The following is a 21,986-nucleotide window of genomic DNA, read 5'->3' as shown; positions in this document are numbered from 1 at the left end:
CGGGCCGGATCGGTGGGCCGGGCACGGGAACAGGGCGGCCAGGACCCGAGGGGGCCAGGCGCGGCCCCGGCCGGGATACCCCTTTCCCTCGCGGGCCGATGCCGCCGCGTCGCATATTCCACACCTCGCGGCAGCGCCCCGACCCGCCCCGGTCCGGTGCGGGCTCACCGGGGCGGAGGCTTCGCCGTGATCACGAGCGGGCCGGGAGCCGTTCGCGGCCCTCCGGTCCCGGCGCCGGTCGCGGTGGCGCTCACGGTCGGCGTGCGAATCGTTACCACTTCGGCACGGAGCAGTACGGGCCGGACGCCCGTACGCCCCCTGTTTCCCGCACGGCGAGGACTCCCGCCCCGGTTCCCGCACGCACGGCCAGGACCCCCGTTCCGCCGGCACCGGCCGCGCCGCGAGGACATCGGGAGGGGCCCGGCAGGAGAAACAGTGGAGAAAGATGGCCGGAAAGTAGCGGAAAACAGGGCGAAAGACGGTACGCGAGGCGCCCCGGAGGGCACCCTCGGGGAGGATCATGCGTTGTATACGGTGAGCGACGCCCCCGGGGGCCCGGATTCCCTCCTCAAAAACATCGAGGACACCGGGAACACCCGTACCCTCCTCGGAGACACCGGAGGTCCTCCCGGACACCCGGATGTCCCTCCGGGGACAGGTGCCGAAGGTCGTGGAGGGCCTCTGAAAGCAGGTGAGACGGCGGGTCACAGATTCCCGGTGAGGGAACCTGTAAAAAAGAGGGAACCTCGATGTAACCTTTGGTGGCGATTCGTCCTACCATCGGTGGTCTAGGCCACTTTCGTATCACTGCCAGCAGGGATCTCCTGGTTACCGGTAAGTAGAGATGCACTTTCCGGGGTAAGCGACCAGGATGGAAGACGACCTACACCAGACAAAAGTCCATCCTCGGAAGGCGAGACCCAGTGGCTTCCGGACGCCAGCGTTTCTCGATCATCAGCGACGGCCTACCCAGCCAGCTTCCTGATGTCGACCCCAGCGAGACCCAGGAGTGGCTCGAGTCGCTCGACAACGTCATAAAGACGGAAGGTCGCACTCGGGCCCGTTATCTGATGCTCCGGCTCTTGGAGCGCGCCCGTGAACACCAGGTCGGGGTGCCCGGCCTGCGCAGCACCGACTACATCAACACCATCCCGCCGGAGCGCGAGCCCTGGTTCCCCGGCGACGAGTACGTCGAACGCCGGATCCGCGCCTACACGCGCTGGAACGCGGCCGTGATGGTGACCCGGGCCAACGCCCGCACCAACGTCGGTGGGCACATCGCCACCTACGCCTCCGCCGCGTCGCTCTACGAGGTGGGCTTCAACCACTTCTTCCGCGGCAAGGACCACGGCGAGTCCGGAGACCAGGTCTTCTTCCAGGGGCACGCCGCGCCGGGCATCTACGCCCGCGCCTTCCTGGAGGGCCGTCTCAACGAGGCCCAGCTCGACGCCTTCCGCCAGGAGCTCTCGCACGGGTTCAAGGGCCTGCCCTCCTACCCCCACCCCCGCCTGATGCCCGACTTCTGGGAGTTCCCCACGGTCTCCATGGGTCTCGGCCCGATCGGGGCGATCTACCAGGCCCGGTTCAACCGCTACCTGCTGAACCGGAAGATCAAGGACACCAGCCGGAGCCACGTCTGGTGCTACCTCGGCGACGGCGAGATGGACGAGCCCGAGTCGCTCGGCGCGATCGGCCTGGCGGCCCGTGAGGAGCTCGACAACCTCACCTTCGTCATCAACTGCAACCTGCAGCGCCTCGACGGCCCGGTACGCGGCAACGGCAAGATCATCCAGGAGCTGGAGTCCTACTTCAGGGGCGCCGGCTGGAACGTCATCAAGGTCGTCTGGGGCCGCGACTGGGACCCGCTGCTCGCGGCCGACGTCGACGGCGTGCTGGTCAACAAGATGAACACCGTCCCCGACGGCCAGTTCCAGACCTACTCCGTCGAGGCCGGCGGATACATCCGCGAGAACTTCTTCGGTGACGACCCGCGCCTGCGCAAGATGGTCGAGCACCTGTCGGACGAGGACATCCGCAAGCTGTCGCGCGGCGGCCACGACTACCGCAAGGTGTACGCGGCCTACAAGGCGGCCCGCGAGCACGTCGGCCAGCCGACGGTCATCCTCGCCCAGACCATCAAGGGCTGGACCCTCGGCAAGGACTTCGAGGCGCGCAACGCGACGCACCAGATGAAGAAGATGTCCAAGGCCGACCTGAAGGAGTTCCGCGACCGGCTCTACCTGCCGATCCCCGACTCCGCCCTCGAAGCCGACCTCCCCCCGTACTTCCACCCGGGCGAGAACGACCCCGAGATCCAGTACATGAAGGAGCGGCGCGCGGCCCTGGGCGGTTTCCTGCCCAAGCGCGTGATGCGCGCCAAGCCCGTCAAGCTGCCCGGCGACGCCGCCTACGCGCAGCTGAAGAAGGGCTCCGGCAAGCAGAACGTCGCCACCACCATGGCGTTCGTCCGGCTGCTCAAGGACCTCATGCGCGACAAGGAGATCGGCCACCGGTTCGTGCCGATCATCCCGGACGAGGCGCGCACCTTCGGCCTCGACGCGATCTTCCCGACGGCGAAGATCTACTCGCCGCACGGCCAGACGTACGAGGCGGTCGACCGCGAGCTGCTGCTGTCGTACAAGGAGTCGACCGAGGGTCAGATCCTGCACGAGGGCATCAGCGAGTCGGGCTCGATGGCCTCCACGATCGCGGTCGGCTCGTCGTACGCCACGCACGGCGAGCACATGATCCCGATCTACATCTTCTACTCGATGTTCGGCTGGCAGCGCACCGCCGACCAGATGTGGCAGCTCGCCGACCAGATGGGCCGGGGCTTCCTGCTCGGCGCCACCGCCGGTCGCACCACGCTGAACGGCGAGGGCCTGCAGCACGAGGACGGTCACACCCCGCTGATCGCCTCGACGAACCCGGCGGCGGTCTCGTACGACCCGTCGTGGGGCTTCGAGGTGGCCCACATCGTCAAGGACGGCCTGCGGAGGATGTACGGCGACCAACCGGAGAACGTCTTCTACTACCTGACCGTCTACAACGAGCCCTACCTCCAGCCCGCCGAGCCCTCGGACCTGGACGTCACGGGCCTGCTCAAGGGTCTGTACAGGTTCGCCCCCGCTCCGTCCGTGTCCGGGCCGAAGGCCAACATCCTCGCGTCCGGCGTGGCCGGGCCGTGGGCGGTGGAGGCCCAGCGGATGCTGGCCGAGGACTGGGGCGTGGCGGCCGAGGTCTGGTCGGCCACCTCCTGGGCGGAGCTGCGCCGCGACGCGCTCGCCGCCGAGGAGCACAACATGCTCAACCCCGACTCCGAGAAGCGCGTGCCGTACGTCACGCGGGCGCTGTCGGCGGCCCAGGGGCCGTTCGTGGGCGTGAGCGACTACATGCGGGCGGTCCAGGACCAGATCGCCCAGTGGGTTCCCGGTGACTGGAGCTCGCTCGGCACCGACGGCTTCGGCCTGTCGGACACCCGGTCGGCGCTGCGCCGCCACTTCCACGTGGACGCGGCCTCGATCACCCTGGCGGTGCTCACCCAGCTGGTCAACCGGGGCGAGCTCGACCAGGAGGTGCTGGGCGACGCCATCTCCATGTACCACCTGAAGAACGGTGTGACCGAGGCGGCGGGCGCCGAGAGCAACGACACCCAGTCCATGGGAGTTTGATCGTTCCCGGGCGGGTTCTCCTTTTCCATGGAGGGCCCGCCCGGTTAGTGTTAATCGCTCCCCCCGGGCGAACGAATCCAGGGGAGAGCGTTTCATGGCAAGAATCCTTAGGGCGGCCGCAGCGGTCACGGCCCTGTCAACCGTGCTCTCCGCCTGCGGCGGCGGCTCCGGCGGGGACGGTGGCACCGGAGGCGGTCTCGTCGGAGGCGAGGTCGTCTCGGGCAGTCCCCAACCGGCCGCGACGGCCACCCCCGCCGAAGCGATCGCCTGGGGCCCGTGCACCGACATCAAGCGGCCCGGCGGTGAGTCCCCCGCGAAGCCGGACCCCTCGCAGCAGTGCGGGAAGCTCAAGGTCCCGCTCGACTACGCCAAACCGGACGGCGAGTCCATCGAGATGGCCGTCATCCGCGTCAAGGCCACGGATCCCACCAGGCGGATCGGCTCGCTGGTCTTCAACTTCGGCGGCCCCGGCGCCTCGGGCGTCGACACCATGGCCCAGGCCGCCAAGGCGTTCGGCACCCTGAACAGCCGCTACGACCTGGTCAGCTTCGACCCGCGAGGGGTCGGCCGCAGCTCCGGGATCAGGTGCGGCGACAACGCGGTGATGGACAAGTTCACCTCGATGGACACCCTGCCCGCCAACGAGACCGAGCGCGCCAGGAGCCGGGAGATCACCAAGGAGTTCGTGACGGCCTGCCAGCAGACCTCGGGCAGGCTGCTGCCCTACGTCGGCACCGTGAACGCCGCCGCGGACATGGACCGCCTCCGCGCGGCCCTGGGCCAGACGCGGCTGGACTACTTCGGCATCTCGTACGGGACGCAGCTCGGCGCGGTCTACGCGACCAGGTTCCCGCGGAACGTGGGCCGGTTCGTGCTGGACGCCCCGCTGGACCCGAGCGTCTCCATGGAGACGCGCACGATGGTCCAGACGAAGGGGTTCCAGCACGCCTACGAGGCCTTCCTGAAGGACTGCGCGAAGCGGCCCCGCGAGTGCGAGATCGGCGGCGACGCCACCATCGCCGACAAGAACGTCATGAAGCTCATGGACGACCTGAACGACAAGCCGATCAAGGTCGGCGGACGCGTCCTGACGCAGGGGCTGGCGGGCGTCGGCATCGCCGCCGCGCTGTACTCGAAGATGACCTGGCCGCTGCTGGACCAGGCGCTGAGCCAGGCGATGAAGGGTGACGGGCGGATCCTGCTGGCGCTGGCCGACAGCTACAACGGCCGCCAGCCCGACGGGAGCTACACGACGCTCATGAGCAGCTTCCCCGCGATCAGCTGCGTGGACACCTCGGAGCGGCCCACCCCCGCGCAGCTGACCGCGCTGGAGAACGAGACGCTGAAGGAATCCCCGCTGTTCGGCGGCGCGGGGATGGGCCTGATCTGCTCGATGTGGCCGGTCCCCGGCAGCGACACGGCCAGGCGGATCAACGCCACGGGCTCGGCGCCGATCCTGGTGGTCGGCGGCACCGGCGACCCCGCCACGCCGTACGAGTGGGCCCCGAAGCTGGCGGGGGAGCTCAGGACGGGCGTGCTGGTGACCTACAAGGGCGAGGGGCACGGCGCCTACCTGTCGGGAAACGCGTGCGTCAAGAAACTGATCGACGCCTACCTGATCGACGGGAAGGTCCCGGACCGGGGAGTCGTCTGCACCGGCTCGTGACGGGGCGGGCCTCGGCAGGTCTCCAGCCCGGTCTCGAAGTCTGCCTCACCGCCTCACGACAAGGCGGAACCTCAGCACGCCTCCAGACACCCGGCCTCGAAGTCGTCTGTACCGCCTCACGACGAGGCGGTGCCTCGGCAGGTCTCCAGACAGGGCAACCCGGTCTCGAAGTCGTCTCACCGCCTCACCCTCAGCACGCCTCCAGGCGGGGCAGCTTGGTCTCGAAGTGGAAGCCGACCCTGCCCAGGTGGTCATTGAGCAGGCGTTTCATGGTGCCGTCCCCGTACATCGACGTGATCACCTCGTTGATCCTCCGGCAGGCGACGGGGTCGCCGGACATGAGCGCCACGCCGTATCTCTCGGAGGTGAGCCTGAGCCCGGCGATCTCGACCTTGACGCCGCGCAGGCGGGCGCCGAATCCGGCGATCAGCAGGTCGTCGCCGACCATGGCGTCGGCGCTGCCGTCGGCCACCTGGGACGCGCACTGCGCGGGGTCATCCGCCCGTACGGCGACGAAGTCGACACCCTTGTCACGGATCATCGTGCCCGTGGTCTGGCCCGGTGACAGGCAGATCCTCCTGCCGCGCAGGTCCCCCAGCGTGTCGATCCCCGCGCTGGCACGGGCGAGCACGTCGCGGTGGGCGACGTAGTACGGCCCGGCGAAGGCGACGCGGCCTCGGTCGGCGCCGTCGATCGAGAAGTTGGCGATCACGAGGTCGACCCTGCCCTTCTCCACCGCCTCCTCCCGGGCGGTGTGCCCCACGGGCACGAACCTGAGCCCGCCGTCGGGCACCTTCAGCTCCCGGGCGATGTGGGCGGCCACGTCGGCCTCGAACCCCCGGGGCGGGTCGTCGCCGTTGCTCAGCGAGATCCCCGGCAGGCCCTTCCTGAACCCCACGCGGAGCCTGCCGGTGTCGCCGATCCGGTCGAGCAGGGGCGAGCCGGTGGAGACCTCCGGGGCCGGCGTCGACGGGCGGGACACCGGCGGGCGGGAGGGGTCGGCCTGCCCGCTCCACGGCGCGAGACCGAACTGGACGGCCAGCAGGACGCCCGCCACGCCGAGGGCCGCGATCCCCGCGATCCCCGCGGCGACGGCCCTGGACCGGCGCCGTACGGGCCCGGACGGCTCCTCCGGCCGGGTCAGGTCCGCGGTGGCGGCCTGCGCACCCTCGGCCAGCTCCTCCTCCGACGCCTCCGGGGTCTCCGCCTCGTCCACCGGGTGGCCGAGCAGGCGTTTCAGCAGCACGTCCGAGGTCGGCCTGAGCCGCTGGTCCTTGTTCAGGCAGGCGGCGACGATCTCGCGCAGCCCGTCGGGCAGGCCGCTCAGGTCGGCCTCGTGGTTGATGACCCGGTTGAGCGTCGCCACGATCGTGTCGCTCCCGAAGGGGGCCCTGCCGGTGGCGGTGAAGACGACGGTCGAGCCCCAGGCGAACACGTCGGCGGGGAACCCCACCCGCTCTCCGGCGATCTGCTCCGGCGCCATGTAGGCGGGGGTGCCGACCGCGCGGGTGGTGATCGTCCCGCTCTCGTCAATGATCTTCGCGATGCCGAAGTCGACGACCCGGGGGCCGTCGGCGGCGAGCATGACGTTGTCGGGTTTGAAGTCGCGGTGCGCGATGCCCGCGTGGTGGATCGCGGTCAGCGCGGTGGCGGTGCCGACGGCGAGGCGTTCGAGCGTCTCCCCGGCCAGCGGCCCCTCGCGCTCGACGACCTCGCGCAGCGAGGGCCCCTCGATCAGCTCGCTCGCGATGTAGGGCGCCTCGCCGTCGAGGTCGGCCTCGAGCACCCGGGCGGTGCAGAAGGCGGCCACCCGGCGGGCCGCCGCCAGCTCGCGGGCGAAACGGGAGCGCGCGTGGGCCTCCTCGGTGAAGCGCACGTGCAGCAGTTTGACGGCGGCGCGCTCGCCGTCCTCGGACTCGCCGAGATAGACGACCCCCTGCCCGCCCTCCCCCAGCCTGCCCCTGAGCGCATACTTCCCCAGCCGCGGCGGATCCCCCGGCCGCAACGGTCTGATCTCCGGCACCGCGGACCCCTCGTTCACTGCGCTTTGCCAGAACCCTACACACCCGGGCGGCGGCGATCGCGAAGGAAAACGCCGAACGACCCGAAGATCCAGGACGCCCTCCCGAGGTTCGCCCGGCGCGCGCCGATCTCCCCGGAGAGGGGACGAACCCGGAGCCACCGCCTCCCGCGGTCCCGGAAAGCGGCCCGCGCCCCGTGTGAGCACCGGTGATTCGTCATGAAAGATCCGGACGGCGGTTGAACAGACAAAACCGCATCGATACCCTGTGGCGACGCATCTCATTGGAGCTCGATGGCCGCACGACCACAACACCCACTGGCCGCACCGCAGAATCCCTCCGGAAAAACGCCTCCCAAGTCCTCGGGCTTCAAAGCCTCCAGGGCGGTCGCCATCACCGGGATCGGTGTCGTCTCACTGCTCCTGGTCGGCTACTGCTCAGCGCAGGAGGACTACGAGGAGGTGGGCGCCGAGTGCGTCGACCTCAACAGCCGCCAGCCGGACGGCACCTACGCGGTCGTGGACGAGGACCACTGCGACGACGACAGGCACTACTACGGGTCGCGAGGCGCCTACGGCTGGTACTACGGCGGCGTCAGGTCCGGCACCCACATCCGGCAGGGCACCACCGTGCGCCCCTCGGACGTCCAGATCACCAGCCGTAAGGGCACGGTGATCCAGCGGGGCGGCTTCGGCGGGCGCGGCGGATCGGGCGGCGGGAGCTGATCCGGCACATGAGCGGCAGATGAGCGGGAGATGAGACGCGAGACCTCGCTCCCCCGCGACGACTGGGAGAGCGTCATCGAGGGCCACGGCCTGGCCTACCACCGCTCGGCCCACCCCCAGGGCCTCGACCGCCCGTACTGGGACGAGACCGTCCAGTACGTCTTCTCCATGGACGAGGTCCTCGACCTGGAGAACCAGGTCGAGGAACTGCACCGGATGTGCCTGCACGCCGTGGAGCACGTCGTCACCAAGAACCGCTACGCCGACTTCGCGATCCCGCCGTGGGTGGCACCGGAGATCGCCGCCTCCTGGGAGCGGAACGACCCGCACCTGTTCGGCCGGTTCGACCTGCGCTACGACGGGACCGGCCCCGCCAAGATGCTGGAGTACAACGCCGACACCCCCACCAGCCTCCTGGAGAGCTCGGTGGTGCAGTGGTTCTGGCTGCGCGACCGCTACCCCGACGACGACCAGTGGAACTCCATCCACGAGCGGCTGATCGCCAGGTGGCAGCAGATCTCGACCGGCCTGCCCACCGGGCCCACGCACTTCGCCTGGACCAACATGGACGAGTCCGGCGAGGAGGTGATGACCCTCGCCTACCTCCAGGAGACCGCCGACCAGGCCGGGCTGAAGACCGTCGCGGTGGCCATGGAGGACATCGGCTGGGACGACCTCAACCTCCGCTTCGTCGACATGGAGCGCAGGGTGATCCGCTCGCTCTGCAAGCTGTACCCGTGGGAGTGGGCCGTCGCCGACCCGTTCGGGGCGCGGGCGGTGCGCCAGCAGGTCTCGACGACCTGGATCGAGCCGCTGTGGAAGATGCTGCTGTCCAACAAGGCGCTGCTCGCGGTGCTCTGGGAGCTGTATCCGGGGCACCCCAACCTGCTGCCCGCCTATCTCGACGGCCCCCGCGACATGTCCTCGTACATCGTCAAGCCGCTGCTCGGCCGCGAGGGTGCCAACATGCGGATCGTCGGCCCCGGCGAGCACGTCGAGACCCTCGGCGGCTACGGCGCCGAGGGATACGTCTACCAGGAGTTCCAGGCGCTGCCCCTCTTCGAGGGCTGGCGTCCCGTGCTCGGCGCCTGGGTCGTCCACGACGAGGCGGCGGGTGTCGGCATCCGCGAGACCTCGGGGTTCATCACCGACGACACGTCGTCATTCGTCCCGCACCGCATCGAACTCTGAGTCCCGGAAAGAGAAACAACACATGAGTCCCACCCCCCTGCCGGTCACGCCGCCCGCGCTGCCCGAGGCGACGCTCTCGCTCGCCGAGACCCTCGGGCGCGGCGCGCTCGCGATCGCCTCGTACGCCGCCCTCGGCGTGATCCTGCTGATCATCGGCTTCTACGTGATCGACCTGGTCACCCCGGGCAAGCTCAGCAAGCTCATCAAGGAGGAGCGCAACCCCAACGCCACCCTGCTCACCGGCTCGGGGCTGGCGGCCGTCGGGCTGATCGTGGCGGCCTCCATCTGGTCCTCGGGCGGCGCCCTGCACGAGGGCCTGCTCGCGACGCTGGTCTTCGGCCTGGTCGGCATCGCCGTGCAGACCGTGGCGATGCTCGCGTTCGACAAGGTGGCGGGCATCTCGGTGCGCGAGCTGGTCACGGAGGCGGAGCTCCAGCCGGGCGCCCGGCTGCTGGCGGTCACCCACCTGGCCATCGGTCTGATCACCGCCGTCGCGGTCGTCTGAGCCCGCGCGCCGGCCCCGCCCGGTGAACGCGCGGGGCGGGTCGCGGCGGACGCGCGGGACCCGGTCGTGCGGGACGTACAAGATCGGGAGGCGCGCGCTGTCCGGAACCGCGGCTGGCGCATCTCGCGCGACCTGGCACTCTTAGTGGCGTGAGGGAACGGAGCGAGCGAGCGTTCAGGAACACCGACGTCGTGACCGGGAAGGACGGGAGGGATCCCGACTCCGACCGGGTCCGGGAGGACACCACGCGCCGGCTGGAGCGGGCCATGGGCACGCTGGGCACCGCCGCCATGTCCCGGATGGACGACCGGCTGATGTGGTTCCGCGCCCTGTCGGCCGAGGACAGGTCCTGGGTCGGGCTGGTCGCCCAGGCCGGGATCGCCGCGTTCGTGGAGTGGTTCCAGCATGCCGGCGAGGGCCGCCCGACACCCAGCATCGAGTTCTTCGGCACCGCGCCCAGGGAGCTGAAGCGGTCCATCTCGCTGCAGCAGACCGTCGACATCGTGCGGATCGTGGTCGAGGTGGTCGAGGCGCAGACCGGGGAGCTGGCGGCGCCCGGCGGGGAGGACCAGCTCCAGCAGGCGATGCTCCGCTACACCCGCGACGTCGCGTTCGCCGCCGCGCAGGTGTACGCGCGGGAGGCCGAGGCCCGCGGGGCCTGGGACGCGCGGCTGGAGGCACTGATCGTGGACGCCCTGGTCAGGGGTGAGGTCGACGACGGCCTGCACTCGTGGGCCGCCGCGCTCGGCTGGACCTCCGCCCCCGTCGTGGTGCTGGCCGGGCAGACCCCGGACGACGACCCGCAGGCGGTCATCGACGCGCTGCGCGACCGGGGCCGCAGGTCGGGCCTGGACATGCTGGCCGGGGTGCAGGGCGACCGGCTGATCGTGATCGTGGGCGGCGCCGACAGCGTCGCCGCGGCGGCCAGGCACGTGGTGCCGCGCTTCGGCGCCGGTCCGATCGTGATCGGGCCCGAGGTGGCCGACCTGCACTCGGCCGCCAGCTCGGCGCGGGCGGCGATGGCCGGGCTGCGGGCCGCCGCGGGGTGGCCGGACGCGCCCAGGCCGGTCCACGCCGAGGACCTGCTGGCCGAACGGGCCATCGACGGCGACGGCGACGCCAGGGCGCAGCTGATCGAGAACGTCTACCTGCCGCTGATCGGCACGCCGCTCCTCGACACCCTCGCGACCTACCTGGAGCAGGGCACGTCCCTGGAGGCGACGGCCCGCCTGCTGTTCGTCCATCCGAACACGGTGCGCTACCGTTTGCGTAAGATCACGGAGTTGACCGGCTACCAGCCGACCGAGGGGCGGTCCGCCTTCACCCTCCAGGTGGGGCTGATTCTCGGACGTCTGTCCGAAACGCCGGTAACTTAGGGCCCTTTACTTAACCTTCGTGAAACTCCCGCTGTAGCTTCCCTACAAAGAAGTGGGGACAAACTTCGTCTGGATCTCTATCCATGTATTGAACCTCTACAGGGCAGGCTGGATTTTGTGCTCGTCATCGTCGCTCCGGGCCAGGGTGCCCAGACTCCAGGCTTTCTCAGTCCATGGCTCGAACTACCGGGCGTGGCCGATCGGCTGACCGCGTGGTCGGAGCTGGCCGGCCTCGATCTGATCGCCTACGGGACCACCGCCGACGCGGACGAGATCCGTGACACCGCCGTCGCGCAGCCACTCCTCGTAGCCGCCGGGCTGGCCGTCGCCGAGGTTCTCGGCGCCTCCCCCGACATCGTCGCCGGGCACAGCGTGGGCGAGTTCACCGCCGCCGCGCTGGCCGGGGTGATCACCCCCGAGCAGGCCGTCGACCTCGTCCGCGAGCGCGGCCAGGCGATGGCCAAGGCCGCGACGATCACCGAGACCGGCATGTCCGCCGTCCTCGGCGGCGTCGAGGAGGAGGTCCTCGCGGCCATCGCCGACAAGGGGCTCACCCCCGCCAACATCAACGGCGCCGGGCAGATCGTGGTCGGCGGCACGCTGGAGCAGCTGGCGGCCTTCAAGGCCGAGCCGCCCGCGCGGGCCCGGGTGATCGCCCTGTCGGTCGCCGGAGCGTTCCACACCACCCACATGGCCTCCGCGGCCAGCCGCCTGCGCGAGGCCACCGCGGGCCTCACCCCGGCCGACCCCGCCGTCACGCTGCTGTCCAACAGCGACGGCTCGGCGGTCACCAGCGGCGCCGAGTTCATGGAGCGCCTGGTCACCCAGGTCGCCAACCCGGTGCGCTGGGACGCCTGCATGGCCACGATGGCCGAGCGCGGCGTCACCACGATGATCGAACTTGTCCCCGGCGGCACGCTCACCGGCCTGGCCAAGCGTGCTCTGCGCGGGGTGACGACCGTCGCCCTGAAGACCCCCGACGACCTGGAGGCCGCGCGAGCCGCCCTCGGGCCGAATGAGGAACGGTGATCGACGAATGAAGACCTCACAGGGCGCCCCCGGCGCGAGGATCCTGGCCTTCGGTCACTACCAGCCCTCCAACGTGGTCACCAACGACGACCTGTCGGCGACCATGGAGACCAACGACGCCTGGATCCAGAGCCGCGTCGGCATCAAGGAGCGCCGGATCGCCCCGGACAACGAGTCCGAGATCGACCTGGCCGTGCAGGCGGGCGGCAAGGCCCTCGCCGCGAGCGGCCTGGCGGCCTCCGACATCGACCTGGTGATCGTCGCCACCTGCACGCTGGAGACGCAGATCCCCAACGCCGCCGGCCGGGTGGCCACCCGGCTGGGCATCGACGCCCCCGGCGCGTTCGACGTCAACACCGCCTGCTCGGGCTTCTGCTACGCGCTCGCGGTCGCCGACGACGCGATCCGCGCGGGCTCGGCGACCCACGTGCTCGTCGTCGGCACCGAGAAGCTCTCCCAGTGGATCGACTGGACCGACCGGGCCACCGCGGTGATCTTCGCCGACGGCGCGGGCGCCGCGGTCGTGGGCCCCTCCGACACCCCGGGCATCGGCCCCGTGGTGTGGGGCAGCGCCGGCGACAAGTACGACGCGATCATCATCAGGGACCGCGACTCCTTCCTGCACCAGGAGGGTCAGACCGTGTTCCGCTGGGCGACCACCTCACTTCACCCCGTCGCCAAGGAGATCTGCGAGCGTGCCGGGGTGGACCCGGCCGACCTCGCGGCCTTCGTACCCCACCAGGCCAACCTCCGCATCATCGAGGCGATCGCCCGCAAGCTCGGCGCGGACAACGCCGTCATCGCCAAGGACATCGTCCTGGCGGGCAACACCTCCGCCGCCTCGATCCCGCTGGCCCTGTCCCGGATGATCGAGCGCGGCGAGGTCCGGTCGGGCGGGCTCGCCCTGCTGCTGGGCTTCGGCGCGGGCCTGACCTACGCGGGCCAGGTCATCGAGATCCCCTAAAGCTTCCGCGCGGCCCCACCGCGCGGGAAACCAGAAGAACCACGATTCCGATATCCCAAGGAGAACACCCGACATGGCTCTGACCGAGCAGGAGATCCTCGCCGGCGTCGGCAAGATCATCAACGAGATCACCGGGATCCCGGCCACCGAGGTCACCCCGGAGAAGAGCTTCGTCGACGACCTCGACATCGACTCGCTGTCCATGGTCGAGATCGCCGTCGCCGCTCAGGACGAGTTCGGCGTCGAGATCCCGGACGACCAGCTCAAGCACCTCAAGACCGTCAAGGACGTCATCAACTTCATCCAGAACTGAGACGTCCCGGCTTTTCCCCCAGACCAGTTTGACCAGCGATTCACAAGGAGCGCAGCAGTGAGTACAGACCAGGTACGCGTCGTTGTCACCGGGCTCGGCGCGACCACGCCCCTCGGTGGAGACGTCGCCTCGACCTGGTCGGCGCTCCTCGCCGGTCAGTCGGGGGTCAGCACCATCACCGCCGACTGGGTGGACTCCGTCCCGGTGAAGTTCGCCGCGTTCTCCGCCGTGGACCCGACCGAGGTCCTGCCCCGGCCGGAGTCGCGGCGGCTGGACCGGGCCGAGCAGTTCGCACTGGTCGCGGCCCGCGAGGCGTGGGCGCACGCCGCGATCGACAAGGTCGACCCCGAGCGGCTCGGCGTCGTCGTGGGCAGCGGTATCGGGGGCATCACCACGATCCTCGCCGCCTACGACACCTTCAAGGAGAAGGGCTGGCAGCGGCTCTCGCCGTTCACCGTTCCCATGCTGATGCCGAACGGCTCGGCGGGCTGGATCGGCATCGAGGTCGGCGCCCGCGCCGGCGTCCACGCCACGGTGAGCGCCTGCGCCACCGGCGCCGAGTCGATCGGGTACGCCATCGAGATGATCCGCTCCGGCCGGGCCGACGTGGTCGTAGCCGGGGGCACCGAGGCGGCCATCCACCCGCTGAACATCGGGTCCTTCGCGGCCATGCGCGCCATGTCCACCCGCAACGACGAGCCGCAGCGCGCCTCACGGCCGTGGGACAAGGGCCGCGACGGCTTCGTCCTCGGCGAGGGCGCGGGCATCCTCGTCCTGGAGTCCGAGGAGCACGCCCGCGCGCGCGGCGCCACCATCTACGCCGTGGCCGCCGGTGTCGGCTACTCGGCCGACGCCCACCACATCGCGCAGCCCGAGCCGACCGGCGCCGGGGTCATCCTGGCCATGCGCCGCGTCCTGGAGGACGCCGGTCTCACCGGCTCCGACATCAAGCACGTGAACGCGCACGCCACCTCCACGCCCGCCGGCGACGTGGTCGAGACGATGGCGATCAAGGAGGTCATCGGCGACCACCCGCTGGTCAGCGGCACCAAGTCGATGACCGGTCACCTGCTCGGCGGTGCCGGTGGCATCGAGTCCGTCTTCACCGTCCTCGCACTGCACGAGCGGCGCGCGCCCGGCACGATCAACGTGGACGACCTCGACGACGGCGTCGAGGTCGACATCGTGCGCGACGAGCCCCGCGCGCTGCCCGACGGTCAGATCGCCGCGATCAACAACTCCTTCGGGTTCGGCGGGCACGACGTCGCCGTGGCCTTCACCAGCATCTGACAGGGAGCTCGTGATGACTGTGCTCGACAAAGGGGTGGTGAGCGAGGACTCCGGCCAGGAGCCCCTCGATCCCCGCGACCCTCAGGCGCGTCTCTCCGCTCTGCTCGACGAGGGTTCGGCACGCCTCATCTCACCGGTCGACCGCAGCGGCATCCTCGCCGCGACGGGCCGCGTGGAGGGGGTGCCGGTCGTCGCGTTCGTCAGCGACGCCCGCGTCCAGGGCGGCGCGATGGGCAGCGAGGGGTGCGAGCACATCGTGCACGCCTACGACGTCGCGGTCCGCGAGCGGGTTCCCGTCATCGGCGTCTGGCACTCCGGCGGCGCCCGCCTCGCCGAGGGCGTGGAGTCGCTGCACGCGGTCGGCCGCGTCTTCGCCGCGATGACCCGCGCCTCCGGCGTGGTCCCGCAGCTGTCCGTGGTCGTCGGCCCCGCGGCGGGCGGTGCCGCGTACGGCCCGGCGCTGACCGACATCGTGATCCTGGCCGACGAGGGCCGGATCTTCGTCACCGGCCCCGACGTGGTCCGCAGCGTCACCGGCGAGCAGATCGACATGGCCGCGCTGGGCGGTCCCGAGCCGCACAGCAAGCGCAGCGGCGTCGTCCACGTGGTCACCAAGACCGAGACGGACGCCTACGTGCAGGCCCGCCGCCTGGCGGTGCTCCTCGGCCACCAGGGCCGGGTGCGCGCCGAGGTCGAGGAGGTCGACTTCTCCGGCCTGCTGCCCGACAACGTGCGCCGCGCCTACGACGTGAAGCCGCTCGTCACGGGCCTGCTCGACGAGCCGGGCGTGGAGCTGCACGCCAAGTGGGCGCCCAACATCGTCACCACCCTGGGCCGCCTCGGAGGCCGGACCGTGGGCGTGGTGGCCAACAACCCGATGCGCCTGGGCGGCTGCCTCGACTCCGCCTCGGCGGAGAAGGCCGCACGGTTCGTCCGGATGTGCGATGCCTTCGGGGTGCCGCTGGTCGTCCTGGTGGACGTACCCGGCTACCTGCCGGGCGTCGGGCAGGAGCACGACGGCGTGGTCCGCCGCGGCGCCAAGCTCCTGCACGCCTTCGCCGAGGCCTCCGTGCCGCGGATCACCCTGGTGACCAGGAAGGCGTACGGCGGCGCCTACATCGCGATGAACTCCCGCTCGCTGGGCGCGACCAGGGTGTTCGGCTGGCCGACGACGCAGATCGCGGTCATGGGCGCGGTCGCCGCGGTCCGCATCCTCAAGCGCCGCGAGCTCGCCGCCGCCCCCGAGGAGGAGCGCGCCGCCCTGGAGACCAGGCTCGCCGAGGAGCACGAGATCCTCGCCGGGGGCCTCGACCGGGCCATCGAGCTCGGCGTGATCGACGAGGTCGTCAAGCCCGGGGAGACCCGGGGGGCCATCGCCAGGGTGCTGGCTCAGGCGACCCCCGCCAGGGGCGCCCACGGCAACATCCCCCTCTGAGTCCTCCGAGTCCTCTGACACCCTGTCCCCTCCGACGGGCGTTCGACGAGCCCCCACCGGTCCCGCCGGCGGGGGCTCTCCCGTTTTCCCGCCGCCCTTCCCCGCGCCGGGAAACCCTCCGCGGGGTGCCACCGTCCCCCGGAGCGGAACGGGACCGGACCTCTCGGGAACCTCCGTACGAGAGCCACAAAGGGCGCGAGGGGGCGCGAAGGCACCGCCTCGGGGCCTCGTCCCGGGCGGGACGGCCGCCGGGCACGTTCCAAAACCGTGACCGGGGCGGCCGTCCGGCACGAGAGGGCGAGCCTCCCGGGGCGTACCCGATCAGACGGCGGCGTGCAGCCAGCGGACCGGAGCGCCCTCGCCCGCGTAGCGGAACGACTCGAGCTCGGCGTCCCACTGCTTGCCCAGCAGGCGGTCGAGCTCCTCCTCCAGCACCACGCGGCCCTGGCGGGCCATCAGCATGGCGGAGCGCAGCCGGTCCTCCGGGATCAGGATGTCGCCGTTGGCCCCGACCACGGCCGTGAAGGCGCCGAGGGAGGGGGTGTAGGCGTGCCGGGTCCCGTCGGCACCCGGCGAGGCGTCCTCGGTGATCTCGAAGCGGATCCGCTGCCAGCCCATCAGCGACGAGGTGATGGCCGCCGCGGTACCGACACGGGCCTCCCACTCGGCCTGCGCGCGCACGTGACCGGGCGCGGCGGGCTGCGGAGTCCAGGTCAGGTCTACGGGCACGCCAAGGACACCTGCGACCGCCCATTCAATATGAGGGCACAGCGCAGGCTGAGCCGAGTGGACGTAAAGCACGCCACGAGCAGACACCGGACCTCCCGTTTCGTACGAGGTGCGCCTTCCCCAACGGCCTCGTACCAGGATGATCACAAGTGACTGAAGGAGAGACTACCGTCGGTTGTGACGGCGCACCAGAGGGGGGTCATACCGAGATGTTGCGCCGCGGGTACTTGGCCAGGGCATCCTCGGGAATGAAGAAAACCCCACGAACTGGTGATCGCCCCCGGAGGACCAGATGAATACCGGTATCGAACGGGTCGAACCCATCCCCGGCTCGCCCGCCCTGATCAGAAAAGGTCAGATGCTGACCGACGCCTCGGGTCTCGCGGCCACCGCCCGCTGGGCCGACGCCGTCACCGAGACCGGGGGCGTCTACCGGGTGCGGCTCTCACCGGGCGTGGACGTCTGCGACCTGGTGGCGTCGGTACGGGCGCGGGGCGTGCGCGCCTCCCCCAACCACGTCCTGACGGGCCAGCCGCTCTACTTCGGGGGCCCGGCCTCCCGGCCCTTCCCCAGCGCCGCCCTCCCGGCGCCCGAGCCCGCTCCGGCCGGGCGCGCGGCGGGCGCCGTGACGGTGGCGCTGGCCGACACCGGCCTGGCGGAGCACCCGTGGTGGCAGGAGAGCCCGTGGTTCCTGGAGCGGGGCCGGGAGGCCGACGAGGTGCCCGACTCCGACGGCGACGGCGAGCTGGACCTCCAGGCGGGGCACGGCACGTTCGTCGCCGGGCTGGTCCTGCGGTCGGCCCCGCTGGCGCGGCTGCGGCCGATCCGGGCGCTGGACGGCCACGGCGTCGGGGACGAGGCCGGGCTGCTCCACCTCCTGGAGCGGCTGCGGGCCGACCCGCCCCGGGTGCTCAACCTGTCCTTCGGCGGGCACACCTTCGACGACCACCCCTCCCCGCTCCTGGAGACCGCCCTGGCGGGGCTGGCCGGTACGGTCACGGTGGCCTGCGCGGGCAACACCGCCTCCGACCGCCCCTTCTGGCCCGCCGCCTCCCCCGGGGTGATCGCCGTCGGAGCGCTGGACGCGAGCGGCGAGGCGCGGGCCCCGTTCTCGGCGTACGGCCCGTGGGTGGACGCGTGCGCCCGCGGCGAGTGGCTGTCCAGCACCTTCCTCGAACACGGGGCGTTCAACGGCTACGCCCGCTGGAGCGGGACCTCCTTCGCCACCGCCCTGGTGAGCGGGGCGATCGCCGCCGCGTGCGCGGGCCGGTCCCCCGAGGAGGCCGTGAGGCACGTCCTCGGCCCGGCGGAAGCCAGGCGGATCCCCGATTTGGGAGTCGTCGTGCCCACGCCCGGCTAAAGTCTCACCCAACGTCATCACACGAACACGAAAAGTGTTCCCCGCGGTCCCGGAGGTGCCGGTGAGCGACCAGCACACGATCGACGCCGTCCCGGTGGACGACCAGGCGGCCTGGGACGCGCTGGTCACCCGTTTCGCGGGGCTGCTGTGGTCGGCCGTGCGCGCCTACGACCTGAGCCCGGCGGACGCCGCCGACGCGGTGCAGGGCACCTGGCTGCGGCTGCTGGAGAGCCTGCACACCATCCGCGACCCCGACAGGATCGGTCCCTGGCTGTTCACCACGGCCAAGCGCGAGGCTTCCCTCCTGAGCCGGCGGCACCGGGGCGAGCGGCTGGTCGCCGACCCCGGCGAGCACGCGAACGCCGGGCACGCGCGGCTCGCCCCGGCCGGTGCCGGGCACGCCCACGCCGATCCCGCGCTGGCCGTGCTGAACGCCGACGAGGGCCGCCGCCTGTGGCAGGCCGTCGACGAGATGCACGAGCCGTGCCGATCGCTGTTCCGGCTGATGGCCACGGCCCCCGACGCGGGCGTCCACCAGCTGGCCGGGCGCCTGGGCATGCCCAGCGGTAGCTACGGCCCCACCCGGGGCCGCTGCCTGAACCGGCTCCGCACCATGCTCACCGCCCGGGAGGCGACACCGTGACACGACACCCGACCGCGATCGACGACGAGTCCCTGATAGCCGCGCTGCGCCTGGCCTCGGGGAGCGACCCGGTGCCCGCGCGGGTGACGGCCGCCGCCCGCGCGGCCTTCGGCCTGCGGCTGCCCGACGCCACCACGGCCCGCCCCGTGGTCACACCGGTGCCGCAGGGGGTCCGGTCCGCCGAGGAGCCCCGGCTGCTGAGGTTCACCGCCGCCGAGCTCACGGTGGAGCTGGAGGTCACCTCCCTGGACGGCCTGGTCGACCTGGCGGGCCAGGTCTCCCCCTGCCCCGAGGCGGGCACGCTGGTCGAGATCCGTACCCTGCACCTCACCGAGTCACGCGCGCTGTCCCCGACGGGCCAGTTCGCCGTCACCGGCCTGCCGCCGGGCTGGTTCAGCGTGGTGTGCCACCGGCCCGGGGGCTCCCCCGTGGCCACCAGCTGGACCCGTATCCGCCCGTAGGTGACCCTCGACGAGGCGCTCACCGCCGCCGAGCACGCGGTCGACCTCTCGGGCAGCGATCCGGCCCGCGCCCTCGCTCTCGCCCGCGCCGTGCTGGCCTCGCTCCCCGCGTCCTGCCCGGAGCTTCCCGCGTCCTGCCCGGAGCTTCCCGCGTCCTGCCCGGAGCTTCCCGCGTCCTGCCCGGAGGCGCCCGGCCCGAGTGCCCCGGACAACGCCCTGGACAAGGCTCCGGAGGACGGTCCTGACGGCGGTGCGGCGGCGGGCCGGGTCGCGGGGTGCGGGCACTGCGAGGCCGAGGCGGTGGCGCAGCGGGCGCTGGCGGTGGCGGCACGCGAGCTGGGCGACCTGCCGTTCGCCGAGGAACGGCTGCGCCGGGCGGTGCGGATCGCGCTCTCGGCGGGGCTGCCGCACCGGGCGGCCCAGGCGCGGCTGTCGCTGGTGCACGTCCGCACGGAGCTGGGGCACCCCGAGCAGGCGCTCGCCGTCGCCGCGGACGCCGAGCCCGGCCTGACCCCGGCGGAGGTGGGCAAGCTCGGCGTGCACCGGGCCGTGGCCCTGGCGCGGCTCGGCCGCTACCGCGAGGCCGTCGACCACTGCGACCGGGCCGTGCCCGTCCTCGGCGGCGACGCCAGGTTCCTGGCCGGGGCGATGCTGAACCGCGGGCTCGCCCGGGTGTTCCTCGGGGAGTTCGGGGCGGCGGAGGCCGACCTGAGCCGGTGCGCGGAGCTGGCGAGGGACGCGGGCCTGGAACACGTTCTGGCGCTCGCCGAGGGCAACCTGCCGTTCCTGGCCGCGCGGCGCGGCGACCTGGCCGCCGCGTTCAGCGCCTACCGGCGCGCGGAAGGCATCCTGGTCGGCTACCCGGAGCGGCTGGCGACGGTGCGCTGCGACCTGGCCGAGGTCCTGATCTCCGCGCACCTGCCCGGCGAGGCGCGGGTCCTGCTGGAGATGGCGGTCCCCGAGCTGGCGGCGGCGGGCGCCGGGACGGCGCTGGCCGAGGCCCTCCTCCTGCTCGCCAGGGTCGAGCTGCGCACCGGTGATCCGCGCCGCGCCAGGGAGAGCGCGGAACTCGCCGCCCGCGAGCTGGCCGCGCAGGGGCGGGCGGTCCTGGCACCGGTCGCCGAGGAGATCCTCCTGCGGGCCGGGCTCGCGCTGGACCCGCCCTCGGCGGAGCTGCCCGCGACGATGCTCTCGTGTGCCGACGCCCTCGACGCCGCCGGGCACGGGGACACCTCCGCGGCGCTCAGGCTCACCGCCGCCGAGGTCTCGCTCGGGCTGGGCGACCGGCCGTCCGCCGAGCACCAGCTGGCCCTCCTGGCCGGTCCGGGCCGCGGGGTGGTCGCCCTCCAGGCGACGGCGCTGCTGCGCTCCCTGGCGGGAGACCGGCGGGGGGCGTTCGCCGCGGTGCTGGCCGGTCTGGCGGAGGTGGGCGCCGGGACGAGGACGCTGGAGGACCCGGTGGTACGCGCGCACGCCGCCAGGGCCGGGGAGCCGCTGGCCGGGTTCGGGCTGGCCCTGGCCGTACGGACCGGGCGGGGCCGCGCGGTCCTGGCCTGGGCAGAGCGGTGGCGGGCGGTCACCGGGGGCAGCGGCAGGCCGCTCGCGCCCCGCCTCGCCGCGCTGCGGACGGCGCTCGGGGAGTCGGCCCTGGTGGAGTTCGTCCGCCACGAGGGCGAGCTGGTCGCCGTCGTGGTCACCCGTGACCGGGTGACGCTGCGCCGCCTCGGCCCGTTTCCCGCCGTCGCCGAGGCCACCGTCCGCCTCAGGTACGGGCTGCGCAGGACGAACCTGCGCGACGGGAGGGCTCCCGAGCCCGGCGCGGAGGCCGCGGAGCTGGAGCGGCTCCTCTTCGGCCCGCTGCGTGACCGGCTGGGCGACCGGCCGCTGGTGATCGTACCGACCGGGACGCTGCACACCCTGCCCTGGCCGCTGCTGCCGATGAACGCCGACCGGCCGGTGACCGTGGCGGCCAGTGCCGCCGCCTGGCTGGCCGGGCGGCGGGTGCCGCCCGTGCGGGACGGGAGGGGCGCGACGGTGGCGGTGGCGGGGCCGGGGTTGCGGTACGCGGAGGCCGAGGCCCGCATGGTCGGCGAGTGCCATCCGGGTACGGAACGGGTGGCGGCGCGGCGGGCGGAGGTGATGGCGGCGCTGGAGCGGGCCGACGTGGCCCACCTGGCCGCGCACGGGATGTTCTCCCCGCGCAGCCCGCTGCTGTCGAGCATCGACCTCGACGACGGCCCGCTGATGGCGTACGACCTGCTGCGGCTGCGCACCCCGCCCGCGTTGGTGGTGCTGTCGGCGTGCGACGCGGGGATGGCGCACGCCCCCGCGGACGGGGCGCCCCTGGGGCTGGCGGGCACGTTCCTGTCGCTGGGGACGCGGTGTGTGGTGGCCAGCCTGGTGCCGGTGCGCGACGAGGAGACGCTGGCGCTGATGACCGCTTTCCACGGGGCGCTGGCCGCCGGTGACCCGCCCGCGCGGGCGCTGGCCGTGGCGGGCGGGAAGACCGGGGTGGCGGGCTTCGTCTGCTTCGGCTGCGGAGACCAGCCGGTGGCGACCGGCCGCGAGGAGGCGGTCGCCCGAGGCTCCCTGCCGGTCGGCCCGTGA

Annotated in this window: 17 protein-coding genes; 15 read left to right on the top strand and 2 right to left on the bottom strand. The window is 72.1% G+C overall.

Annotated features, from left to right (window positions below; translation table 11 throughout):
* The first annotated feature begins 923 nt into the window (after positions 1–923).
* Positions 924–3,671 carry a pyruvate dehydrogenase (acetyl-transferring), homodimeric type gene (aceE, locus tag ACW9TB_RS24555; RefSeq protein ID WP_472750408.1) on the top strand — a complete coding sequence of 916 codons (2,748 nt, stop codon included), beginning with the start codon at positions 924–926 and terminating at the stop codon, positions 3,669–3,671.
* Positions 3,672–3,765: 94 nt separating this feature from the next.
* The gene (locus ACW9TB_RS24550) at positions 3,766–5,337 is read left to right on the top strand and encodes an alpha/beta hydrolase (RefSeq protein ID WP_472750407.1); all 1,572 of its coding nucleotides are present in this window, start codon (positions 3,766–3,768) and stop codon (positions 5,335–5,337) included.
* A gap of 190 nt (positions 5,338–5,527) precedes the next feature.
* Here ACW9TB_RS24550 and ACW9TB_RS24545 read toward each other — a convergent pair whose 3' ends face one another.
* A complete protein-coding gene (locus tag ACW9TB_RS24545) occupies positions 5,528–7,360 on the bottom strand; it encodes a protein kinase domain-containing protein (RefSeq protein WP_472750406.1) in 1,833 nt (610 codons plus the stop codon).
* Positions 7,361–7,651: 291 nt separating this feature from the next.
* Here ACW9TB_RS24545 and ACW9TB_RS24540 point away from each other — a divergent pair, with 291 nt between their 5' ends.
* The 9 genes from ACW9TB_RS24540 (at position 7,652) to ACW9TB_RS24500 (ending at position 16,186) form a co-directional block, all read left to right on the top strand.
* The gene (locus ACW9TB_RS24540; RefSeq protein ID WP_472750405.1) at positions 7,652–8,083 is read left to right on the top strand and encodes a hypothetical protein; all 432 of its coding nucleotides are present in this window, start codon (positions 7,652–7,654) and stop codon (positions 8,081–8,083) included.
* Between the two features lie 30 nt (positions 8,084–8,113).
* Entirely contained in the window at positions 8,114–9,274 is a 1,161-nt protein-coding gene (locus ACW9TB_RS24535; RefSeq protein WP_472750404.1) for a glutathionylspermidine synthase family protein, read from the top strand.
* A 22-nt stretch (positions 9,275–9,296) separates the two neighbouring features.
* Positions 9,297–9,779 carry a DUF350 domain-containing protein gene (locus tag ACW9TB_RS24530; protein WP_472750403.1) on the top strand — a complete coding sequence of 161 codons (483 nt, stop codon included), beginning with the start codon at positions 9,297–9,299 and terminating at the stop codon, positions 9,777–9,779.
* Between the two features lie 266 nt (positions 9,780–10,045).
* Complete coding sequence (locus ACW9TB_RS24525; protein ID WP_472750447.1) at positions 10,046–11,155, top strand: PucR family transcriptional regulator; 1,110 nt, start codon at positions 10,046–10,048, stop codon at positions 11,153–11,155.
* 117 nt (positions 11,156–11,272) lie between these two features.
* Positions 11,273–12,184 (top strand): ACP S-malonyltransferase, encoded by a 912-nt coding sequence (locus ACW9TB_RS24520; protein WP_472750402.1) that lies wholly within the window; start codon positions 11,273–11,275, stop codon positions 12,182–12,184.
* Positions 12,185–12,191: 7 nt separating this feature from the next.
* Positions 12,192–13,148: a beta-ketoacyl-ACP synthase III gene (locus ACW9TB_RS24515; RefSeq protein ID WP_472750401.1), complete on the top strand. Its 957-nt coding sequence runs from the start codon at positions 12,192–12,194 to the stop codon at positions 13,146–13,148.
* A gap of 73 nt (positions 13,149–13,221) precedes the next feature.
* Positions 13,222–13,461 carry an acyl carrier protein gene (locus ACW9TB_RS24510; protein WP_329084217.1) on the top strand — a complete coding sequence of 80 codons (240 nt, stop codon included), beginning with the start codon at positions 13,222–13,224 and terminating at the stop codon, positions 13,459–13,461.
* A gap of 57 nt (positions 13,462–13,518) precedes the next feature.
* Entirely contained in the window at positions 13,519–14,751 is a 1,233-nt protein-coding gene (gene fabF, locus ACW9TB_RS24505; RefSeq protein ID WP_472750400.1) for a beta-ketoacyl-ACP synthase II, read from the top strand.
* Between the two features lie 13 nt (positions 14,752–14,764).
* Positions 14,765–16,186: an acyl-CoA carboxylase subunit beta gene (locus ACW9TB_RS24500; RefSeq protein WP_472750399.1), complete on the top strand. Its 1,422-nt coding sequence runs from the start codon at positions 14,765–14,767 to the stop codon at positions 16,184–16,186.
* Between the two features lie 321 nt (positions 16,187–16,507).
* Here the strand turns inward: ACW9TB_RS24500 and ACW9TB_RS24495 are convergent, their stop codons facing one another.
* Entirely contained in the window at positions 16,508–17,002 is a 495-nt protein-coding gene (locus ACW9TB_RS24495) for a DUF3145 domain-containing protein (protein WP_344918407.1), read from the bottom strand.
* Between the two features lie 205 nt (positions 17,003–17,207).
* Between ACW9TB_RS24495 and ACW9TB_RS24490 the strand changes: the two genes are divergently transcribed.
* The 4 genes from ACW9TB_RS24490 to ACW9TB_RS24475 all read left to right on the top strand — a co-directional run bounded on the left by ACW9TB_RS24490 (position 17,208) and on the right by ACW9TB_RS24475 (position 21,986).
* The gene (locus ACW9TB_RS24490; RefSeq protein WP_472750398.1) at positions 17,208–18,275 is read left to right on the top strand and encodes a S8 family peptidase; all 1,068 of its coding nucleotides are present in this window, start codon (positions 17,208–17,210) and stop codon (positions 18,273–18,275) included.
* A gap of 61 nt (positions 18,276–18,336) precedes the next feature.
* On the top strand, positions 18,337–18,918 hold the full coding sequence (locus tag ACW9TB_RS24485) for an RNA polymerase sigma factor (RefSeq protein WP_472750397.1): 582 nt from the start codon (positions 18,337–18,339) through the stop codon (positions 18,916–18,918).
* Entirely contained in the window at positions 18,915–19,379 is a 465-nt protein-coding gene (locus tag ACW9TB_RS24480; protein WP_472750396.1) for a hypothetical protein, read from the top strand. The genes ACW9TB_RS24485 and ACW9TB_RS24480 overlap by 4 nt, the downstream gene beginning before the upstream one ends.
* Positions 19,380–21,986: a CHAT domain-containing protein gene (locus ACW9TB_RS24475; RefSeq protein ID WP_472750395.1), complete on the top strand. Its 2,607-nt coding sequence runs from the start codon at positions 19,380–19,382 to the stop codon at positions 21,984–21,986. It begins immediately after the preceding gene.

It is taken from the genome of Streptosporangium sp. H13245 (assembly GCF_055690525.1).
The sequence above is the reverse complement of the archived record's forward strand: the minus strand, read 5'-3'. Positions and strand labels throughout refer to the sequence as shown.

What these genes read in the sequence shown, in the direction of transcription:
- ACW9TB_RS24550 (WP_472750407.1), top strand. Translation starts at nt 3,766, where the DNA reads ATGGCAAGAATCCTTAGGGCGGCCGCAGCGGTCACGGCCCTGTCAACC.
- ACW9TB_RS24540 (WP_472750405.1), top strand. Translation starts at nt 7,652, where the DNA reads ATGGCCGCACGACCACAACACCCACTGGCCGCACCGCAGAATCCCTCC.
- ACW9TB_RS24535 (WP_472750404.1), top strand. Translation starts at nt 8,114, where the DNA reads ATGAGACGCGAGACCTCGCTCCCCCGCGACGACTGGGAGAGCGTCATC.
- ACW9TB_RS24530 (WP_472750403.1), top strand. Translation starts at nt 9,297, where the DNA reads ATGAGTCCCACCCCCCTGCCGGTCACGCCGCCCGCGCTGCCCGAGGCG.
- ACW9TB_RS24525 (WP_472750447.1), top strand. Translation starts at nt 10,046, where the DNA reads ATGGGCACGCTGGGCACCGCCGCCATGTCCCGGATGGACGACCGGCTG.
- ACW9TB_RS24515 (WP_472750401.1), top strand. Translation starts at nt 12,192, where the DNA reads ATGAAGACCTCACAGGGCGCCCCCGGCGCGAGGATCCTGGCCTTCGGT.
- ACW9TB_RS24510 (WP_329084217.1), top strand. Translation starts at nt 13,222, where the DNA reads ATGGCTCTGACCGAGCAGGAGATCCTCGCCGGCGTCGGCAAGATCATC.
- ACW9TB_RS24500 (WP_472750399.1), top strand. Translation starts at nt 14,765, where the DNA reads ATGACTGTGCTCGACAAAGGGGTGGTGAGCGAGGACTCCGGCCAGGAG.
- ACW9TB_RS24490 (WP_472750398.1), top strand. Translation starts at nt 17,208, where the DNA reads ATGAATACCGGTATCGAACGGGTCGAACCCATCCCCGGCTCGCCCGCC.